Raw genomic sequence first — 18,847 nt, forward strand, 5'->3', positions numbered from 1 at the left:
CAAAGCCGATGGTGGGATTTGAACCCACGACCGTTCGATTACGAATCGAATACTCTACCCCTGAGCTACATCGGCACAGACAATTTTGGATTTTAGCACAACCTAAGCGAAAAAAGCAAGGAATTGTAGAATTTAATTCAAAACTCCACAACTCCTAACTCAGAACTTGTTAAACGGCTAGTTCCCCGTCAGTTGAGCCGCCTCTGGCCCCGGAATAAACTAAACCCCGCTGCATATCCAGCGTCAGCATAGTTCCGTCCCGAATTACCCGCGTGGCATTCTCCACGCCCACCATCACCGGCACGCCTAAACGCAAACCGATAATCGCGGCATGAGAAGTCAAACTTTCCTCCTCCGTTACCACACCGGCTGCTTTCCGAATCATCTCCACAAAATCGGCGCTGGTGCGATCGACTACCAAAATGTCTCCTGCGTGGAAATTCACCACACCCGCAGCAGTGCGAGCAACCCGGGCCATGCCGCTCACCGATCCCAAACCGACACCGGTGCCTTTGCCTAAAACCGCTGTCACTATCTCAACTTTGATCAAATCCGTCGATCCGGCCACCCCTTGCAGAGTACCGGCCGTCATCACCACTAAATCTCCGTCGCAGAGTAACTCTTTTTCCTGGGCGACAGTCATCGCAGATTGAAATGTCTGGCCTGTGGAGGGCAAATCCAGCACCAGCAAGGGTTTGACTCCCCATACTAATTGCAGTTGTCGGGCTACGTCTACGTGAGGAGTAACTGCCAAAATCGGAGTTTTTGGTCGGAACTTCGACACATTGCGCGCTGTAGAGCCGGTTTTGGTCAGCGTCATAATTGCGGCCGCGTTCAACTGTTCGGAGATTTGGCTGACTGCTTGGCTGATGCCGTTGGGGATCGATCGACCGACATCTTCTACATTTCTAATGTTGCGCTTAATTCCTTCCCTCTCCATCCGCACCGCAATTCTCGCCATCGTCGCCACCGCTTCGACGGGGAACTTGCCGACAGCCGTTTCATTCGAGAGCATCACCGCATCAGTTCCGTCGAGAATCGCGTTCGCCACGTCGGAAATCTCGGCGCGGGTGGGACGGGGATTGTTGACCATGCTGTCGAGCATCTGGGTAGCGGTAATTACCGGAATCCCCATGCGGTTGGAGGTAGCAATCAGCCGTTTTTGTAAAATCGGCACGTCTTCGGCGGGCAGTTCCACTCCCAAATCGCCGCGGGCGACCATCACGCCGTTGCAAAGGGCCAGAATTTCCTCCATTTGTTCGATCGCCTCGTGCTTTTCGATCTTGGCAATCACCGGTACTTGCTTGCCCGCACTGGCTATCAGTTCTTTTATTTCGAGCATATCCTGGGGATTCCGCACAAAGCTCAGCGCTACCCAATCCACACCCTGGTCGAGACCGAACATTAAATCTTTGCGGTCTTTATCTGTGAGCGCCTTAATTGACAGGTAAACTCCCGGAAAATTCACGCCTTTGTTGTTGGAAAGCGGCCCGCCGACTACGACGCGGCAGTACAATTCCCGCGAAGTGCGGTCTACTTTTTCGACGCGCATTTCCACTTTTCCGTCGTCTAGCAGAATCACTGCGCCCTCTGGAACTTCGTCTGCTAGGGGGTCGTAGGTGACGGAAGAAATTAGCTCCGTACCGGGAACCGGGCGGCTGGTTAAAATGAAAGCATCGCCGTTTTTGACAACTATAGAGCCTGTTTCAAAGCGGCCCAAACGAATTTTCGGGCCTTGGAGGTCTTGGAGGATGGCGACCGGCTGGTTGAGTTCAAAGGATGTTTGCCGGATTAAGCGAATGCTGCGCTGGTGGTCTTCTTCTGTTCCGTGGGAAAAGTTGAGGCGCAAAGTTGTCGCACCGGCTTCTATGAGCTGGCGCAGCACTTGTGGATCGGAAGTGGCTGGGCCAATGGTGGCGACGATTTTAGTCCGGCGTAGGGCTTTTGGCAGTTGCATGAATTGAGATGGGGTGGCTGGAGGATTTATTGTTTAAATTTCGGCTAAGTTTTTGCTATTCATTACCACAAGTAATGACGCACGTCTTAATTCTTAAAAGTTTGTCGATCGTCCGTCACAGCGGGCATTGACCATTCTCTAGAATATCTGACTTTATTACCGATCGATAATCTTTTCTTTTCGTCCGGCTTTTCTTCAAAATAACTTTAGATTTAGGGCTTGACAAATATACAAATATACCCATTTATTTTTGTTGGTTTCCCAAGAACGTTGTGCGAATCTAACATACTTTCATTTTTGTGCAGACGGCGGGCGATCGAGATTAGATACACTTATTTCATAAAACTTTACTATTTAGAGGCTTGTATCTTATACTACGCAAGTGTGAAATATTAAGGAGTGCTAACAAAAATGTCGGAGGCAGGACGGCCGCTGACAGTGCCGAAAGAGTTTCTGAGTCCTCCCGGTGACTTCAATCCGACACTGCTGCTGTTTTTGAGTGCAGTAGCGATTATCGTGATTTCTAACTTGGGTTTCTGGTGTTGGGGATGGCCGCAGTGGTGCTGTTTTTCGCTGAACGTAGTGGCGTTGCACATGGCCGGAACAGTGATTCACGATGCGTCTCATAATGCAGCCCATCGCGATCGCACGATCAATGCTATTTTGGGACACGGTAGCGCGCTGATGTTGGGTTTTGCTTTTCCGGTGTTTACGCGGGTACATATGCAGCATCACGCCCACGTTAACGATCCCGATAACGATCCAGACCATTATGTTTCGACTGGTGGGCCTCTGTGGCTGATTGCTGCGAGGTTTTTTTACCACGAGATTTTCTTTTTTAAGCGCCAACTATGGCGAAAAAATGAACTGTGGGAGTGGTTTTTCAGCCGCTTGTTTGTGGTAGCGATCGTGTATATCTCGATTCAGTACGACCATTTAGGTTACGTGCTGAATTTTTGGTTTTCTCCGGCTTTGGTGGTGGGGTTGGCGTTGGGGTTATTTTTTGATTATTTGCCGCACCGTCCGTTTCACGATCGCGATCGCTGGAAAAATGCCAGAGTATATCCGAGTCCAATTCTGAATATCTTAATTTTGGGACAGAACTATCACCTGATCCATCATTTGTGGCCTTCAATTCCTTGGTATAATTACAAGCCTGCTTACGAAGCTGTGAAGCCGCTGTTAGATGAAAAGGGTTCTCCTCAAACTTTGGGAATATTGGAAGGTAAAAAGGACTTTTGGAGTTTTATATATGACATCTTTTTAGGGATTAGGTTGCATCACAAGAAAGCGTCTGATTGACAAAAAGCCGGTTTCTTCGAGAAGCCGGTTTTTTTATAATAAAAGCTTTTAACCATATATCCCCAGGGCAGGTTTTGTACTGTATCAAGTCCCGTAAAAAATAAACCCACCTGTAATGGTGAGTTAACTTTTAAATCAAGCCCAAAGTGAATCTATTATTTTTCCCCAGCCACCGCCACCGCTAAATTCCTATCCGGGCGCAAATTTTGAGCTCCCCGTAAATAAGGATGATAAATTTCAGTATGTGCGGGCCAATTGATGTGAATTAAAAAGCGGATGCAGCGTTCCAAAGCACCCTCAACGTGCATTTGCTGTACGTCCAACAAAGGAACATTACACCAGTGGGGACGTTCGCGGGCGATCGCGGCTGGAAACACAGCATCTAAATCACGAGTTGCAGAAAACGTGGCACTAATAATTAATTCTGGATTTATATCATTTTTTGCTTCTAATTCATCTAACAATTCTCTCACCGCTTCTCGAATTGCTTCCACCGAATTCTCGCTGGCAGTTGTTGCCCCGCGAATCGCCCGCACTTGCCACTCCACGCAAATTTCCTCCATTTTAGTCAGTAGTCAGTAGTCAGTTGTCAGTTGCTAGTTGTCAGTTGCTAGTTGCAATTACCAATTACTAATTACCAATTACCACTGCCAACAGACTACTGCCAACTGCCAACTGACTATTTAATCACGGGCGATACATCCACAGCGGCAAACCGCTAGTAGAAAGCTCGAATTCCAGCAAATTATTGTAAGCTGAAAGCCCGGATATATCCAGACTACTCCCCAAGACGCGATTTAGGAAAGGTTTTTGTTTTTCTAGCGTGCAGCACTCGGTTTTTTCCGGGTCGAGGCCTGCGAGTTCGGCGGCAAGGCGGCGAGCGTCCTCTTCTGTTCCCAGTCGATCGACCAAACCCAATTCTAAGGCTTGCTGGCCGGTAAAAACGCGGCCGTCGGCAAAAGTTTTCACGTTTTCCACTGCCAGTTTCCGGGCTTCAGCAACGGTTTCCACGAATTGCTGGTAGCTGGTATCGATCAAGTCTTGCAGAATTTGCTGTTCAGGATCGGTCAATTCTCGATCGAATGCCAAGATATCTTTATACGGCCCCGATTTAATCACCTGAAAAGAAACGCCTACTTTTTCTAACAGCCGTTCTAAATTGTTGCCCCGGATAATCACGCCAATACTGCCGGTAATTGTACCGGGATTGGCAACGATATGCTCGGCTCCCATGCCAATGTAAACTCCGCCAGAAGCTGAAATATTGCCGAAACTGGCGACAATTTTGACTTTTTCGCGCAAACGCTTGAGTGCGCTGTAAATTTCCTGGGAATCGCCGACAGTGCCGCCGGGGCTGTCTATCCGCAGCAGCAAGGCGGGAAATTTGCGTTCTTCAACAGTTTTGAGAGCTTCTAAGACTCGTTTACGGGTTTCTCCGGCAATGGCTCCGGTGATTTCGATACGGGCGATTTGTTTGCGGTAGCGGGGCTTGAATGGCCAAATCATGGGCAGTGTACAGGCAATGTTACGGATTTTTGTAGCTAACTCTTATAGTGTGCCTTATTCATCGGGGTAGATGTTGTGCCTGTGTTCGCAACAGAACGAAGAGCCAGTTCCAGATTGTTCGCAACAGGCTTTCCGGCCTGTTCCACCTTGATTTTGTGGAACAGGCATCTTGCCTCTTCCTAATGGCCGATCGAGATTTGTGCGATCGCATTTAACTCAACACCAATATATAATTGTAAAAATTGCTTAATAAAACTACATCATCCCCACGAGAATCAATCTCATCAATTATTTGGAGTCTCCGCCATGCAGCTAAAGCTTACCGATTCTAAACTGCCTTTCGCGCCGCTGTTGCTAATTGCGCCGTTTTTCCTCTGGGGAACCGCGATGGTAGCGATGAAAGGGGTGATGCCGCACACAACGCCGCTGTTTGTGGCATTCGTGCGTTTAGTACCTGCGGGCGTGTTGGTGCTGCTGGCGGCGGCACTGATGGGAAAACCGCAGCCACAGGGTTGGAAAGCTTGGCTGTGGATTTCGCTGTTTGCTTTAGTTGACGCTACTTTGTTTCAAGGCTTTTTAGCCGAAGGTTTGACCCGAACCGGTGCGGGTTTGGGTTCGGTGATGATTGATTCTCAACCGCTAGCAGTGGCGATTTTGTGTTTGTGGCTGTTTCAAGAAAAAATTGGTTTTTGGGGCTGGTTGGGATTAGTTATTGGCGTTGCTGGGATTAGTTTAATTGGGTTGCCGGATGGCTGGATTTTGGGGCTTTTTCATCCTGAAAACGCGTCGGTTTCTGGGGGTATCGAACAGTTATTTCAGGGTGGAGAATGGTTGATGCTGTTGGCGGCTTTGTCGATGGCTGTGGGTACGGTTTTGGTGCGCGGGGTTTGCCGTTATGTTGATCCGGTGGTGGCGACTGGTTGGCACATGATTTTGGGCGGTTTGCCGCTGTTGGCAATTTCGGCTGCAACTGAGTCTGAACAGTTTGTGAATATCGATTTTTCCGGCTGGATGGGGTTAGCTTATTCTACTGTGTTCGGAAGTGCGATCGCCTACGGTTTATTCTTTTATTTTGCTTCGAGTGGCAGTCTAACAAGTTTGAGTTCTTTAACTTTTTTAACGCCTGTATTTGCTTTGCTGTTCGGCAATTTGTTCTTGGGTGAGGTGCTCAATCCGCTGCAATCTATGGGAGTTGGGCTGACTTTGGTGAGTATTTATTTGATCAACCAGCGGGATATTTTGGGTGAGAAATTGCGAAAAGTGCGGCACGGTGAAGCGAGTGCAGAAGTTGAAGCAACAGGATTGTTAGAGTCGTCTGAGTTGAATTCTGTAGAATTACCCGTGCAGTTGCGGGTTAGCGAATTGGAATCAGAAGTTTAGTGCTTTGAGAAATTTAGGGAGAATCAATTAATTCTTGAATTAACTGATTTGGAGTTACAATCCTAGGAGTAGTAACCGGAAAATCTCGCGGGTTGCGGGTGACAATGGCATCAATTAGATTGATTACAGCAGTGCTGTACTGAATCGCATCTTCAAAATCCTTGAAGTTGCAAGTTAATGCCATTGAAATAACAGAGTTATCTACTGTTGCTACTTGACAAAATGTGGCTAGCTGTCGCAAAAAATCCAGCGTCCAATCGCGGCCTCTGTCTCTGCGGATAATATAGTAAAGGTCGCTAAAAGTTGAGGCTGAAATATAGCCTTGAATTTGTGCTTCTTCAACAAAAGTTAAAATGCGATCGCTCTCAGCAAAGAAAGGTTCTCGATCGAGCGCAACATCTACTATTATATTGGTGTCTATCAGGATTTTCACAAGTTATGTTTCTCTTTTAAATATTCCCATTTTGCTTGTTTGTCTGGATCGTCAAAATCCAGGGGTTCCGGTACAGCATCTCGATCGAATAAACCTTGAAATGCCTTCACATTAGTTTTAAACTTTTTTTGAGGTGCTTCAGGTGCGATCGCATTTTCTGACGCGCTGGCTTGTTTAACCGTATCAGGTAGCTGCAAGACGATGATTTCTACATCTCCGGGCGGCATATTCACGGGTTCCACAACTACCAAGTTGCCAGTTGCATCGATTTTACCTCTAAGTTTGTATGCTTGCATGGTAATCTCCGATAACTATGTTTCTATTATATGACATAATAACTTGTTTCATTACCAATCCTCTTCATCACCCATCTTAATGTCTCTGCTTTGAATCTCTTCTATAAAAGTTTTTAAAGTGGGATTTTCTGCGTAATGCTTCATCAAAACTTTATGCTTGCGATATTGTTCTGAAATTACTCGATAATATTCAGGATTTTTAGCATTAGCGTCGATCGTAAACTTATGTTTTTTCGCAAGTTGCAGGTTTAAAGTATCGAGGCAGTTCTTAACTTTAGCTTGTTTCTTCTTGTCTGTATAATACAGGGGCAGCAACCAACACTCAATAGAATGTACGGAGATGGCAAATATAATTTGTTGTTGATATCTGCTGTAAAAATTATCGCCGATCGCACTTCTAAACTTTTCAATAACTTTTGCAATTAACTGCTGGGGAGTAAACTCACCGTTTTCATCTTGTTTGGCTACATCATAATCTTCTGAAACATCCGTATCTATCTGAATAATGATATAGTCAATAAATTGAAATGCTTCTTGAAATTTTTTTGACCTACAATAATCAAATACTAGAGTCCAGCCGCCGGTTTTGGATTTATCTCTTTTTGGCTGAAGAGGTGTCACCTCTATATATGCACTATTAAAATATCCAGCTAAAATATCTTCTATTACAATTTGGTCAGTCAGTCCCTCTGCAATCAATCCAAAACTAATCATATTAAAAATTCTTAGGAAGTCCGCCGATATAGCCTCTCAAAAATGCCTCTGATAATTCTACTGGTTCTTGGCCCTCTAGAGGTTTGGGGCCCAGAATGCGTCTGGCTTTAGTATAACCTAATTGGTTGCGAGAAATCACAAGTAGTCGCTGTTCGTCATCCTCTAAATCCAAACCGTCCAAAACTGCCGGATTGTGGGTTGTAAAGATAACTTGTTTGTCGTATTTTTTGGCTAATTCGACTAATTCTTGCATTAATCTGCGACACAATCTGGGGTTGAGAGAAGCATCAATGTTATCAATTGCAAAAAATTTAGGCGTGAGATCGCTGATGAACAAGGTAAAGTAAAAGAGTAAAAATAAAAAGCCTTCATTAGAGCTTTTTTGGTCGAAGTAAGTTAAATCTCTATCTATATATTTATCTTTTATTTGGAGAGAACTTTGCAGGGGTGATAAATCTTCAGGCACTTCAAAATCTCTAAACCAATCTATCAATCGCAGCTTTTCTTTAATTTGATTGAGTTTATCTTGGTTTGTTTCTGAGTTCAAAAACTTTATAAGTTTAAACAAGCCTTCACCATTAATTCCTAATGGTTGAATTTGTCCTTCTTTTTCAAAAGTTCGTAAGGCTTGGTTTTCAGGAGAGTAAATTGTGAATTTAATTAATTTAGAATGATAAAACAAGTTGTGAGACAACTCTCTATATAACAATAATAACATATCTGTTGGCAATACTTCTATATTATTTATAATTTTTGTTATTTGTTTTTTAAATGCTTCTTTTTTTGATTCTTCAGAGGCATATTGTGAATCTTCTGTTAATATAACATCTGGTGATTTACCTGAGTTGGAAACAATCTTTTCTAAAGAAATTTCAGAACCGCTCATGAAGTTTTTATTGACCCATTGAGAATAGGGAGAGTTATCATTATGTAAAATACAACTAAAGTTTTCTCCATCATTTCCTTTGATATCAATATTGATATTTTTAACCAAATTTTCCATTTCAAAAGCCGATCGCATCAATTGAGGTTCTGTAACTCTGATGCCCCGAGAAGCTAAAAACTCGTTATCCAGCTTATGATCTGCCGCCGCAGAAGCCAGGGCGATCGCCTCTAGGATATTACTCTTGCCGCAGCCATTTTCACCGATCAATACAGTTACTCGTCCTAATTCTAGCTTCAGCTTTTGAATCGATTTGTAATTTTCTATTCTAACTTCTCCAATCATAATTCAATCCCATATAATCTTAGTGTACTCATTGTATCTCCGATCGCATGAATCTCAAAGAACGCTTGCACAGCCATCTGATTCAAATTGTACGCGATCGCAACCCATACCTCGCATCCGAAGGGCATTTTTATGCTCAGCAATACATCCGCGAACAGTTGGCACAGTGGGGAACTGTAGAAATTGACGATTTTTCGGTGCGCGGCCGAATTCATCACAATTTTATTTTGGATTTACCCCCCCTCAGTCCCCCCCTTGCTAAGGGGGGGAAGCAAGAAGAATCACCCCAAGCTTCGGGGGGGAAGCAAGACAATCTGGGTCTTGAAAAACGGATTAAGAAACGGTTGCCACCGATCGTAATTGGTGCTCATTACGATACTGTACCCGGAATACCTGGGGCCGATGATAATGCTACTGGGGTTGCTGTATTGCTGGAACTCGCAAAGGCGATCGCATCTGGGCCGCTCAAATATCCAGTGCAATTAGTCGCCTTCGATATGGAAGAATACGGTTGTTTTGGCAGCAGTCATCATGCAGCTAAATACAAGCAACAGCAAGAGTCAATCCGGTTAATGATTTCTTTGGAAATGTTGGGTTATTGCAACCATAATCCTAATTCTCAAAACTATCCCGCTGGCTTGAAATATTTTTATCCAAATAGTGGTAATTTTATTGCTTTAATTGGCAATTTGCGGACGGTTCCCGATTTGATTAATTTGAGTGGCAAAATTCGCAAATCTGGTCAGCCCTGCGAGTGGCTACCGGTGCCGAATCGAGGTTTAATTGTGCCGGATACTCGCCGCAGCGATCATGCTCCTTTTTGGGATAATGGTTATCCGGCTATTATGGTGACTGATACTGCTAATATGCGAAATCCGCATTATCATCGAGAAAGCGATAAGATTGAGACTTTGGATTTGGATTTTCTCGCGGGTGTTTGTCAGGGGTTGGTTGAGGCTATTCGACATTTATAGGAATTTTATTTTAACTGACATTTTGTACCCCGATCGAGAACAGGCAAGATGCCTGTTCCACAAGAGATAAATTGTATTGTGGGGTGGGCATCCTGCCCGCCCATAAAAGGCTGATTAACATTTACGATCGAGAACAGGCAAGATGCCTGTTCCACAAGAGATAAATTGTATTGTGGGGTGGGCATCCTGCCCGCCAATAAAAGGCTGATTAACATTTATGATGGATAATGATATGAATGCTGTTTTTGACGATCGCACTCGCTGGCAATTCTGGATCGATCGCGGTGGCACTTTTACTGATATTGTCGCCAAGAGCCCCGACGGTAAGTTAGTCATTCACAAATTGCTATCGGAAAACCCCGATCGCTACACCGACGCCGCAGTTCAAGGAATCCGCGATATTTTAGGAATTGGCGCAGATGTTCCCATACCCGCTGCACAAATTGAAGCGATTAAAATGGGGACGACGGTAGCGACAAATGCTTTGCTGGAACGAAAGGGCGATCGCACAATTCTGTTAATCACCAAAGGTTTCCGCGATGCGCTGAGAATTGGCTATCAAAACCGCCCGAATATCTTCGCGCGTCACATTGTTTTGCCCCAGATGCTGTACGATCGAGTTATTGAAGTTGCGGAACGCTACAGCGCTCAAGGTGAGGAGTTAACTGCTGTCAATCCCGAGTTTATCCCGTCTTTGCAGCAAGCATACGATGAGGGAATTCGCAGTTGTGCGATCGTATTCATGCACGGCTACCGCTACTCGGAACACGAAAAACAAGTTGCTAAAATAGCGAAAGAAATTGGCTTTACTCAAATTTCAGTATCTCACGAAGTTAGTCCGCTGATGAAATTAGTTTCGCGGGGAGATACTGCGGTTGTCGATGCTTATTTATCTCCGATTTTACGTCGATACGTCGAACAAGTAACCAGTCAGTTAATTGAGGCAGATTCCGGGAACGAGGGATTATTAATGCCCAATGCCCAATGCCCAATGCCCAATGCCCAATGCCCCAAATTAATGTTTATGCAATCAAACGGCGGCTTAGTGGACGCGGCACAATTTCAAGGAAAAAACAGTATTTTATCCGGGCCTGCTGGGGGAATTGTCGGTGCTGTTCAAACGAGCAAAAAGGCAGGTTTTGATAAAATTATTACCTTTGATATGGGCGGAACTTCGACAGATGTTGCCCATTTTAACGGCGAATACGAACGCGAATTTGAGACGGAAATTGCTGGGGTGAGATTGCGCTCGCCCGTGATGGCAATTCACACTGTAGCAGCCGGCGGCGGTTCAATTGTCTTTTTTGACGGGGCTCGCTACCGCGTCGGGCCGGAGTCTGCAGGGGCCAATCCTGGGCCTGCTTGCTATCGCAAAGGCGGCCCCTTGACGGTGACTGATTGCAATGTGATGTTGGGGAAAATTCAACCGGATTTTTTCCCGAAAGTATTTGGATTGAATGGAGATTTGCCGATCGCCCCTGACGTAGTAAACCAAAAATTTGGGCAATTAGCGGGGGAAATTGGGGGCGAGAGGACGGCCGAAGAGGTGGCGGAGGGTTTTTTGGCGATCGCGGTGGAAAAGATGGCAAATGCTGTCAAAAAAATCTCGCTTCAGCGCGGTTACGATGTTTCGGAGTATACATTGTGCTGTTTCGGCGGTGCGGGCGGCCAACACGCTTGTGCGATCGCCGATGCTTTGGGGATGAAACGGGTATTTATTCACCCTTATGCGGGTGTGTTGTCCGCTTACGGTATGGGTTTGGCTGATGTGCGGGCTATTCGCGAAAGGGCGATCGAGCAACAATTAAATGCAGAATTATTACCTGAGTTGCATCATATTTTAACCGAATTGGAGGCTGATGGAAAGAGGGAATTGAACCGCAGAGGCGCAGAGAACACAGAGAATGAGTCAGAGGTTTTAGTTGTTAGCAAGTTGCGCTTAAAATATCAGGGAAGTGACTCGGTTTTGGCGGTCAATTTTGCTGACAATATTGAGGCGATGCAGGCTGAATTTGAAGCAGCACACCGACAGCGTTACAGTTTTATTATGCCAGAAAAACCGCTGATTGTGGAAGCGTTTTCGGTGGAAGTTGTAGAAAGAATGGATGTGCCGGAAGCCTCCACAATTTCCCCCTCTTGTGGCACAGGCATCTTGCCTGTGCCACCAATTTTCCAGACAATGGATGTGCCGGAAGCATCCACAATTTCCCCCTCTTGTGGCACGGGCATCTTGCCCGTGCCACCAATTTCAACGGTGCAAACCTATGTTGCTGGCGGGTGGCGGGAAACGCCTGTTTATCAGAGAGACGATTTGCGATCTGGCGACTGCATTAGCGGCCCTGCTATGATTGTTGAGGCAACGGGAACTAATATCATAGAACCGGGCTGGGAAGGGGAAATCACGGAAAATAACGATTTAATTTTGAACCGCAGATGCACGCAGATGGAGGCCGATAATATCGGCGTTCATTCGCGTTTATCTGCGGCTAAATCCGATCCGGTTTTGCTGGAAATTTTTAATAATTTGTTTAGGGCGATCGCGGAACAAATGGGCGTCACATTACAAAACACAAGTTCGTCAGTCAACATCAAAGAACGTCTCGACTTTTCCTGTGCAATTTTCGACAAAAACGGGCAATTAGTTGCCAACGCGCCGCACATTCCCGTACATCTTGGTTCGATGAGCGAAAGCGTTGAAGCTTTAATTTTAGCACAAGGCAATGCGATTCAACCCGGCGATGTTTATGTTTCTAACAATCCCTACAACGGTGGCACGCATTTACCAGATATCACCGTTATTACTCCAGTATTCGATCGTGATTCCTCCCTTCCTTTGTTTTATGTTGCCTCGCGGGGACACCACGCCGACATCGGCGGCATTACTCCCGGTTCCATGCCTCCTAACAGTACAACAGTAACTGAAGAAGGTGTATTGCTTGACAATTTCCTGTTAGTAAGCAAGGGCAATTTTCGAGAAAAAGAATTACTAGAAATTCTGACATCAGGTAATTTTCCTGTTCGCAATTCCGCTCAAAATATAGCAGATCTGCAAGCACAAATTGCTGCTAACAAGCGCGGCGCAGAAGAGCTGCTCAAGATGGTAGAACATTATGGATTAGAGACTGTGCAAGCTTATATGGGCTTCGTACAAGACAATGCTGAAGAGTCAGTACGGCGGGTTATTGAGGTTTTGCAAGATGGCGAATTTACTTATCCGATGGATAGTGGCGGACAAATTAAGGTAGCAATTACAATTGACAAATTTGCGCGCAGTGCAAAAATAGATTTTACTGGCACTTCTGCTCAACAATCCAACAATTTTAATGCTCCCGCTGCGGTGTGCAAAGCCGCTGTTTTGTATGTTTTCCGCACCTTGGTCGATGACGATATTCCTCTAAATGCGGGCTGTTTGAAACCTCTCGAAATCATCAATCCCGAAGGCTGTATGCTGAATCCTCGCTATCCAGCGGCGGTAGTTGCGGGAAATGTGGAAACATCGCAGAATATTACCGATGCTTTGTATTGTGCTTTGGGAGTGATGGCGGCTTCTCAGGGAACTATGAATAATTTTACATTTGGAAATCAGCGCTATCAATATTATGAAACTATTTGCGGCGGTTCGGGTGCTGGTGCAGATTTTGACGGTACTGATGCGGTACAAACTCACATGACTAATTCGCGTTTAACCGATCCTGAAGTATTAGAATGGCGGTTTCCGGTGTTGTTGGAAAGTTTTGTAATTCGGGCTAATAGCGGCGGGAATGGATATCATCGCGGGGGGAATGGAGTTGTGCGGCGAGTACGGTTTCGGGAGGCGATGACGGCGGGGATTTTATCGGGAAGGCGGGTGATTTCTCCTTGCGGTTTGAATGGGGGTGAAGCGGGGAAAGTGGGACGGAATTATGTTGAACGGGTTGATGGAAAAGTTGAGGATTTGGGGAGTACAGCGACTGTGGAAATGCAGCCGGGGGATGTGTTTGTGATTGAGACTCCTGGGGGCGGAGGATATGGTAGTATTATGTAGCAGCGGTAAAATGAACTAGAGTGTAGAGGTAACAGTCATGGCTGACAGTTCTTTCTTTGATGAGTTGAGAGATAATTCTTTAGTGAAAGCAGAAATAGTTGCTAAATACTTTTGGGCCTGGGCAACGGCAATTATGCCAACAGCCAGGAAATGGAGTAATAAAATTGCCTATATTGATTTGTTCTCTGGGCCTGGTCGCTATCAAGACGATTCTAAGTCTACTCCAATACTTATCTTGGAACAGGCTATTCGCGATACCAAGATGTCACAAATGCTAGTAACGCTATTTAATGATAAAGACTCAAATAATACTCAGTCTCTCCAACAGGCTATAGAATTAATCCCAAATATAAGTACATTAAGGTATAAGCCAATAGTTTTAAACACGGAAGTTGGAGAAGAAATTGTTCAAGCAATTAAACAAATTAATAAGGTTCCTACACTGTTTTTTATCGACCCTTGGGGTTACAAAGGTTTGTCACTTGATCTAATTGGAGCGGTAATTAGAGATTGGGGTTGCGATTGCATATTTTTCTTTAACTATAACCGAATTAATATGGGTTTGAACAACTCAGCCGTAAAAAACCACATGGACTCCCTCTTCGGTAGAGAACGGGCTGAAAAACTTAGGGAACAGCTTGCCTCAAAGCAACCAGAGGAGCGAGAGTTAATAATTGTGGAGGCTATAGGTCAGGCTTTGAAAGAAATAGGTGGCTCCTATGTACTCCCATTTTGTTTTAAAAATGAGAGTGGCAATCGGACTACCCATCATCTAATTTTTGTGTCAAAAAATGTATTGGGTTATTCAATTATGAAAGATATTATGGCTGGAGAAAGCTCTAGTGCTAAACAAGGAGTTCCTTCTTTTGAATACAATCCCGCCCCGCCTAGATATCCTCTATTATATGAGCTTTACCGCCCTCTGGATGAGCTTGAAAATTTGTTGTTGGATGAATTTGCGGGAAAAACTCTGACGATGCTAGAAGTTTACAACCAACACCACGTTGGCAAACGTTACATTAAGAAAAATTACAAACAAGCTCTTTTGAAACTAGAGGCTGAAGGTCAAATTAGAGCAAATCCATCTAAACGCAGAAAGAACACATTCGGAGATGAGGTAGAAATCACATTTTTACCAAAGTAGTAGTAGCTTTTTTCATTGAAGTGCGACTTATTTTGAAACAGTAGTCATTGAATTGCCTTTGGTGTTTCTCCCATGCTTCGGGCATCTCATCCCAAATTCTCTCATCCAACAGTCTCCCAGCAGCTTTAGGTGTTCTACCTCCCCATTGCTTGAAGAAAAAGGCGACTCCAGCATCTTGACATTGATCCCGAATACTTTGTGCCCATTCTTCCTGCATCGGACGGTGTTTTTGCCCCGACTCTCCCCCAACTATTACCCAGTGAATTCCTGTTAAATCAAGCTGTAACGACCCTAAAAGTGGTTCGCAGGATAAAAAGCGTACCTTTGCATTGACTTGTCGCAAATAATCCACGCGATGAACATAGTTTTGATTTTCAACAGAGACGCCCATCCAAATATTATCAGACCAATCAAGTTGAGGGGCTAACTCTAGTAAACGTTCATGTCGCTTTGTAAGAATTTGATAAATGTGGTGAGGAGTTTCACGCATTACATCAAAAACTTGTTTCAGAAATTCAAGAGAAACATCTTCATGGAACAAATCGCTCATTGAGTTAACAAAAATGCGACTCGGCTTTCGCCAGCTTTTAGGTTCATTCAAACGTTTTGGATATTCCGTTAAATCAAAACCGTTAGGAAAATTAGTATGAAACCGTTTTGTTAATGCTTCAGCATAACAATGTGTACAACCAGGACTGACTTTATCGCAGCCAGTTGTTGGATTCCATGTTCTGTCGGTCCATTCGATACCAGTATTAATGCTAGACATACAAAGAAGTTACCCTTTAAATAACATTTGTAGGTGACACTGAACCAATAAGATTAGATCTACTAATTGAGGTTTATTCAGCGTCACCTACCAATTACATTATATAATTAATTGACTTTATTATCAACATATTTTTTAAGCACTTGCATCAAATGTATTTCGTGTTGTAGAATCGGGCTGCACCAGCATTCATTCTCAAAGCTATTCCAGAACAATTGTGCAAACACCTGTTTTTTCCGAACTCAACCATCCTGTGGTCAAATCCCTGTTCCATCACAGCGACCAGGAATTATTGACTCTGTTTCAAAACCATCCCGATCAGGGTCGCTTCTTCACGGCGATTTTTTGCCGCTACGCTCAAATTGTACACTCCCTGATTCGCCATTCCGTGCGATCGCCCGTACAAGGAGATTACCTGTTCGCCCACACTTGGCTGCACATCTATCACGAGCTCCGAGGCCTCGATTTGCGCCGCGAAATCCAAGAGTCTGAGGGCGGAAATCTCAGTCTCCAAAACTGGCTGATTAATGTCACGGCTATCTGCATCAATCAAGCAGAATTGCCTCCTGTTGAGTCGATTCACTACTCCTTGCAATCGGCTCCGCCTCCCCTGTGGTGTTACGTCAAACAAGCCTTAGAATTGTTAGCGCCGCTGCCGCGTTTAGTAGTGTTGATGGCTCAGACTTTCCGCTGGAGCGAAACTCGAATTGCAGCTTATTTGCAAGCAGAAGGCGAAGCTATTTCGCCCGCTCAGGTAAAGGCTTTGCTGCAAAAAGGATATCAAACTTTAGAATCAAATTTGCCGGAGGATATTCGAGCTATTTATCTCGATGAAAATCTCGACTATCAAGAGGCACTTGTCTAGATATACACAGTTAGTCTGGTAAAACTAACAGCATAATAAACCCGCCTTTTCTAGTTGTAGATACTGTCTTGAACTGTCAAGGTGTCGCGAGTAAATAATTTGGGTCGAAAGGCTTTTGGGATTTTAAAATCCCAAAAGCCAAATGCACCAACTTCCGATATCATTGCACCAATCACCTGCATTTTGACCCGGACACGACCCAATAATCGGTCACTCATAGCCTTGAGTAACGGATTGTGACGCATCGCCACTACCGCAGGCAAATACAACGCCTTTGGCAGTCGGACGTTTCTGGTACAAGACAAACGAGTTTGGCCTTTAACCGAAGTCCCAGAACTGCGTTCACAGGGTGTTAAACCCCCATAAGCAGCTAATTGACGGGCATTGTTGTAATCGGAAACATCACGAATTTCAGCTAACAATACGGATGCAGTCTGTTCACCAATTCCGGGAATTGATCTCAAGAGGTCACGCTGTTGTTTTAAATGTGGATGTTGGTCAAAATGGTCGCTAATCAGTTTTTTGAGCGGTTTTTGTTGCTCTTTTAGATACTCTAAGTGTGCAAGGGTAAGGCCAGCAACAGTTGGCGTAGCTGTTTCCAGACGGTTCTGCTCTTGATTTGCCATTTCGATCGCGGATTCTAGCCGTCGCAAAGCCAGCTTGTAGTTCTTTAACTTCCGGCGCGGTTGGTGTCCACATAGACGGTTTCATCGCCGCACAAAAACGAGCAATCTGTGCCGCATCTACGGAGTCAGTTTTAGTTCGTAGGAGTTCGCTTTTAGCAAACCCTTTAATCCTTGCGGGATTGACGATACTGACCTTAAAGCCATCCCCATAAAGGAATTCGGCTAAAGCTTCACGCCAAGATGCTAGTAGCTTCCATACAAGCATGGATCTCGACTACACTTTGTTGTTTGAGCCAGTTATGCAAATTCTCAAACCCTTGAGTATTGTTCGGAAATTTTTGGGGTTTAGTCGCACGACTTTCCTTCAGTAATGAGACATGAAAGTCTCTTTTGCTGATGTCTATACCTAAGACTGTTGATGTCATTTTTGGCTCCCGATGTACTCCGATTTATCAAAGAACCTGACAGGCAATTGAATACTAACAAGAGTGAATGCAGGCTTTCAAGGGCGATGCCGAGAGCCGTATATACTGTCCAGTTTTGTGTACGCCTGTCATCAGTAATGTCCGCTTATCTACGCAACAGACTTATGCAGTCTAAGCGGCGGGCCAACTTCACCGATTTCTGATGTCCTTAAACAGCACTTTCTACTGAAACTTGCACCTTCGTAAGAAACTTTCCTTGTTTCTTATATTTACCTTGCTAGCGCTACGATCGACTGACTGACAGCTCGATCGACTGACTGACGTAGCGAGCGCCTGATTGACGGCTCGATCGACTAACTGACGTAGCGATCTATCGCCTGACTCTTTTAAGATACAAGGGGCGGGTTCACGCCTGATATTTGCTCCCCATCGACCGATGATAAAAACCCGCCCCCACCCCACCCAAAAATTAAGAATCAATTGAATTTAACGGTGGGGTAGATGGTTGTTCGGGGTTATTGGTTGGGTGGGGCGGGTTTATAAAGATTATTGGTGGGTGGCCAAATTTATCGGCGAACCCGCCCCTTGTATCTTAAAAGAGTGAGTCAGTCGATCGCCACGTCATTGATTAGATCATACCGACAAGTGGGCGATTGAGCCGACAAGTGGGCGATTGAGCCGACAAGTGGGCGATTGAGCCGACAAGTGGGCGATTGAGCCGACAAGTGGGCGATTGAGCCGACAAGCAAAGCGAATCTAAAGAAACAAGGAAAGTTTTGTACAAAAGGTTCTGTAACAGGCGAAAGTGCTAGCTATAGGACATCAGCAATCGGTGAAGTTGGCCCGCCCCTTAGACGGAATAAGTCTGTTGCGTAGATAAGCTCCCATTACTGATGACAGGCGCACATCAAACTGGACAGTATCTGAGGCTCTCGGCATAGTCGGGAAAGCCTGTATTCACAAGGTTAGTATTCAATTGCCTGTCGGTTCTTTCATTTAGAGGAGTACATCGGGAGCAAACAATGACATCAACAGTCTTAGGTATAGACATCAGTAAAAGAGACTTTCATGTCTCATTACTGAAAGAAGGTCGTGCGACCAAACCCAAAAAGTTCACTAACAATCTTCAAGGGTTTGAGAGTTTACATAACTGGCTTCAACAACAAAGTGTAGCCGAACTCCATGCTTGTATGGAAGCTACTAG

General features: G+C 44.9%; 19 protein-coding genes and 1 tRNA gene. 7 read left to right on the forward strand and 13 right to left on the reverse strand.

Features of this window, described 5'->3' with window-relative positions; all coding sequences use genetic code 11:
* Positions 1 to 3: 3 nt before the first annotated feature.
* Positions 4 to 75, reverse strand: a tRNA-Thr gene (locus QUA02_RS30025).
* A gap of 94 nt (positions 76 to 169) precedes the next feature.
* Positions 170 to 1,957 carry a pyruvate kinase gene (gene pyk, locus QUA02_RS30030; RefSeq protein ID WP_333033215.1) on the reverse strand — a complete coding sequence of 596 codons (1,788 nt, stop codon included), beginning with the start codon at positions 1,955 to 1,957 and terminating at the stop codon, positions 170 to 172.
* A 411-nt stretch (positions 1,958 to 2,368) separates the two neighbouring features.
* Between pyk and crtR the strand changes: the two genes are divergently transcribed.
* On the forward strand, positions 2,369 to 3,259 hold the full coding sequence (gene crtR, locus QUA02_RS30035) for a beta-carotene hydroxylase (RefSeq protein ID WP_333033216.1): 891 nt from the start codon (positions 2,369 to 2,371) through the stop codon (positions 3,257 to 3,259).
* Positions 3,260 to 3,414: 155 nt separating this feature from the next.
* On the opposite strand, the gene aroH is transcribed toward crtR, so the two are convergent.
* Both aroH and sppA read right to left on the reverse strand, forming a co-directional pair.
* Positions 3,415 to 3,822 carry a chorismate mutase gene (gene aroH / locus QUA02_RS30040; RefSeq protein WP_172186043.1) on the reverse strand — a complete coding sequence of 136 codons (408 nt, stop codon included), beginning with the start codon at positions 3,820 to 3,822 and terminating at the stop codon, positions 3,415 to 3,417.
* 124 nt (positions 3,823 to 3,946) lie between these two features.
* Positions 3,947 to 4,765 carry a signal peptide peptidase SppA gene (sppA, locus tag QUA02_RS30045; protein WP_333033217.1) on the reverse strand — a complete coding sequence of 273 codons (819 nt, stop codon included), beginning with the start codon at positions 4,763 to 4,765 and terminating at the stop codon, positions 3,947 to 3,949.
* 306 nt (positions 4,766 to 5,071) lie between these two features.
* Here sppA and QUA02_RS30050 point away from each other — a divergent pair, with 306 nt between their 5' ends.
* Positions 5,072 to 6,145, forward strand: a complete 1,074-nt coding sequence (locus QUA02_RS30050; RefSeq protein ID WP_333033218.1) for a DMT family transporter — start codon at positions 5,072 to 5,074, stop codon at positions 6,143 to 6,145.
* 13 nt (positions 6,146 to 6,158) lie between these two features.
* Here the strand turns inward: QUA02_RS30050 and QUA02_RS30055 are convergent, their stop codons facing one another.
* Genes QUA02_RS30055 through QUA02_RS30070 form a run of 4 tightly spaced genes read right to left on the reverse strand, consistent with a single transcriptional unit; the run spans position 6,159 to position 8,816 of the window.
* Positions 6,159 to 6,578, reverse strand: coding sequence for a type II toxin-antitoxin system VapC family toxin (locus QUA02_RS30055; protein ID WP_333033219.1), 420 nt, complete (start codon positions 6,576 to 6,578; stop codon positions 6,159 to 6,161).
* Entirely contained in the window at positions 6,575 to 6,874 is a 300-nt protein-coding gene (locus QUA02_RS30060; RefSeq protein ID WP_333033220.1) for a hypothetical protein, read from the reverse strand. The genes QUA02_RS30055 and QUA02_RS30060 overlap by 4 nt, the downstream gene beginning before the upstream one ends.
* 51 nt (positions 6,875 to 6,925) lie before the next feature.
* Positions 6,926 to 7,588 carry a phage tail protein gene (locus QUA02_RS30065; RefSeq protein ID WP_333033221.1) on the reverse strand — a complete coding sequence of 221 codons (663 nt, stop codon included), beginning with the start codon at positions 7,586 to 7,588 and terminating at the stop codon, positions 6,926 to 6,928.
* A gap of 1 nt (position 7,589) precedes the next feature.
* Positions 7,590 to 8,816, reverse strand: coding sequence for an AAA family ATPase (locus QUA02_RS30070; RefSeq protein ID WP_333033222.1), 1,227 nt, complete (start codon positions 8,814 to 8,816; stop codon positions 7,590 to 7,592).
* Between the two features lie 47 nt (positions 8,817 to 8,863).
* On the opposite strand from QUA02_RS30070, the gene QUA02_RS30075 reads away from it, so the two are divergent.
* On the forward strand, positions 8,864 to 9,790 hold the full coding sequence (locus QUA02_RS30075) for a M28 family peptidase (RefSeq protein ID WP_333033223.1): 927 nt from the start codon (positions 8,864 to 8,866) through the stop codon (positions 9,788 to 9,790).
* A gap of 5 nt (positions 9,791 to 9,795) precedes the next feature.
* Here the strand turns inward: QUA02_RS30075 and QUA02_RS30080 are convergent, their stop codons facing one another.
* The gene (locus QUA02_RS30080) at positions 9,796 to 9,975 is read right to left on the reverse strand and encodes a hypothetical protein (RefSeq protein WP_333033224.1); all 180 of its coding nucleotides are present in this window, start codon (positions 9,973 to 9,975) and stop codon (positions 9,796 to 9,798) included.
* A gap of 47 nt (positions 9,976 to 10,022) precedes the next feature.
* Here QUA02_RS30080 and QUA02_RS30085 point away from each other — a divergent pair, with 47 nt between their 5' ends.
* Complete coding sequence (locus QUA02_RS30085) at positions 10,023 to 13,814, forward strand: hydantoinase B/oxoprolinase family protein (RefSeq protein ID WP_333033233.1); 3,792 nt, start codon at positions 10,023 to 10,025, stop codon at positions 13,812 to 13,814.
* Between the two features lie 37 nt (positions 13,815 to 13,851).
* Complete coding sequence (locus QUA02_RS30090; protein ID WP_333033225.1) at positions 13,852 to 14,958, forward strand: three-Cys-motif partner protein TcmP; 1,107 nt, start codon at positions 13,852 to 13,854, stop codon at positions 14,956 to 14,958.
* Here QUA02_RS30090 and QUA02_RS30095 read toward each other — a convergent pair.
* Positions 14,939 to 15,727 (reverse strand): DUF5131 family protein, encoded by a 789-nt coding sequence (locus QUA02_RS30095; RefSeq protein WP_333033227.1) that lies wholly within the window; start codon positions 15,725 to 15,727, stop codon positions 14,939 to 14,941. The genes QUA02_RS30090 and QUA02_RS30095 overlap by 20 nt on opposite strands.
* Positions 15,728 to 15,944: 217 nt before the next feature.
* Here QUA02_RS30095 and QUA02_RS30100 point away from each other — a divergent pair, with 217 nt between their 5' ends.
* Complete coding sequence (locus QUA02_RS30100) at positions 15,945 to 16,592, forward strand: RNA polymerase sigma factor (RefSeq protein WP_333033228.1); 648 nt, start codon at positions 15,945 to 15,947, stop codon at positions 16,590 to 16,592.
* A 50-nt stretch (positions 16,593 to 16,642) separates the two neighbouring features.
* Here the strand turns inward: QUA02_RS30100 and QUA02_RS30105 are convergent, their stop codons facing one another.
* Genes QUA02_RS30105 through QUA02_RS30110 form a run of 3 tightly spaced genes read right to left on the reverse strand, consistent with a single transcriptional unit; the run spans position 16,643 to position 17,643 of the window.
* The gene (locus QUA02_RS30105; RefSeq protein WP_333033229.1) at positions 16,643 to 17,218 is read right to left on the reverse strand and encodes a transposase; all 576 of its coding nucleotides are present in this window, start codon (positions 17,216 to 17,218) and stop codon (positions 16,643 to 16,645) included.
* On the reverse strand, positions 17,103 to 17,483 hold the full coding sequence (locus QUA02_RS33765) for an IS110 family transposase (RefSeq protein ID WP_445305222.1): 381 nt from the start codon (positions 17,481 to 17,483) through the stop codon (positions 17,103 to 17,105). Before QUA02_RS33765 ends, QUA02_RS30105 begins: the two co-directional genes overlap by 116 nt.
* On the reverse strand, positions 17,449 to 17,643 hold the full coding sequence (locus QUA02_RS30110) for an IS110 family transposase (RefSeq protein ID WP_333033230.1): 195 nt from the start codon (positions 17,641 to 17,643) through the stop codon (positions 17,449 to 17,451). Before QUA02_RS30110 ends, QUA02_RS33765 begins: the two co-directional genes overlap by 35 nt.
* Before the next feature lie 1,022 nt (positions 17,644 to 18,665).
* Between QUA02_RS30110 and QUA02_RS30115 the strand changes: the two genes are divergently transcribed.
* Positions 18,666 to 18,847: IS110 family transposase (locus QUA02_RS30115; protein ID WP_333033232.1), on the forward strand; the 182-nt coding region annotated here is incomplete at its 3' end.

This window comes from Microcoleus pseudofavosus SVA1_A4, from assembly GCF_036700565.1.
Lineage (GTDB): Bacteria > Cyanobacteriota > Cyanobacteriia > Cyanobacteriales > Microcoleaceae > Microcoleus.

Excerpts from the sequence above, each read along its gene's own strand:
- QUA02_RS30065 (WP_333033221.1), bottom strand. The coding sequence starts at position 7,588 with ATGATTAGTTTTGGATTGATTGCAGAGGGACTGACTGACCAAATTGTA.
- QUA02_RS30095 (WP_333033227.1), bottom strand. The coding sequence starts at position 15,727 with ATGTCTAGCATTAATACTGGTATCGAATGGACCGACAGAACATGGAAT.
- QUA02_RS30060 (WP_333033220.1), bottom strand. The coding sequence starts at position 6,874 with ATGCAAGCATACAAACTTAGAGGTAAAATCGATGCAACTGGCAACTTG.
- QUA02_RS30080 (WP_333033224.1), bottom strand. The coding sequence starts at position 9,975 with ATGCCCACCCCACAATACAATTTATCTCTTGTGGAACAGGCATCTTGC.
- crtR (WP_333033216.1), top strand. The coding sequence starts at position 2,369 with ATGTCGGAGGCAGGACGGCCGCTGACAGTGCCGAAAGAGTTTCTGAGT.
- QUA02_RS30085 (WP_333033233.1), top strand. The coding sequence starts at position 10,023 with ATGAATGCTGTTTTTGACGATCGCACTCGCTGGCAATTCTGGATCGAT.
- QUA02_RS33765 (WP_445305222.1), bottom strand. The coding sequence starts at position 17,483 with ATGCTTGTATGGAAGCTACTAGCATCTTGGCGTGAAGCTTTAGCCGAA.
- QUA02_RS30090 (WP_333033225.1), top strand. The coding sequence starts at position 13,852 with ATGGCTGACAGTTCTTTCTTTGATGAGTTGAGAGATAATTCTTTAGTG.
- aroH (WP_172186043.1), bottom strand. The coding sequence starts at position 3,822 with ATGGAGGAAATTTGCGTGGAGTGGCAAGTGCGGGCGATTCGCGGGGCA.
- QUA02_RS30070 (WP_333033222.1), bottom strand. The coding sequence starts at position 8,816 with ATGATTGGAGAAGTTAGAATAGAAAATTACAAATCGATTCAAAAGCTG.
- sppA (WP_333033217.1), bottom strand. The coding sequence starts at position 4,765 with ATGATTTGGCCATTCAAGCCCCGCTACCGCAAACAAATCGCCCGTATC.
- QUA02_RS30075 (WP_333033223.1), top strand. The coding sequence starts at position 8,864 with ATGAATCTCAAAGAACGCTTGCACAGCCATCTGATTCAAATTGTACGC.
- QUA02_RS30110 (WP_333033230.1), bottom strand. The coding sequence starts at position 17,643 with ATGACATCAACAGTCTTAGGTATAGACATCAGCAAAAGAGACTTTCAT.
- QUA02_RS30105 (WP_333033229.1), bottom strand. The coding sequence starts at position 17,218 with ATGGCAAATCAAGAGCAGAACCGTCTGGAAACAGCTACGCCAACTGTT.
- pyk (WP_333033215.1), bottom strand. The coding sequence starts at position 1,957 with ATGCAACTGCCAAAAGCCCTACGCCGGACTAAAATCGTCGCCACCATT.
- QUA02_RS30050 (WP_333033218.1), top strand. The coding sequence starts at position 5,072 with ATGCAGCTAAAGCTTACCGATTCTAAACTGCCTTTCGCGCCGCTGTTG.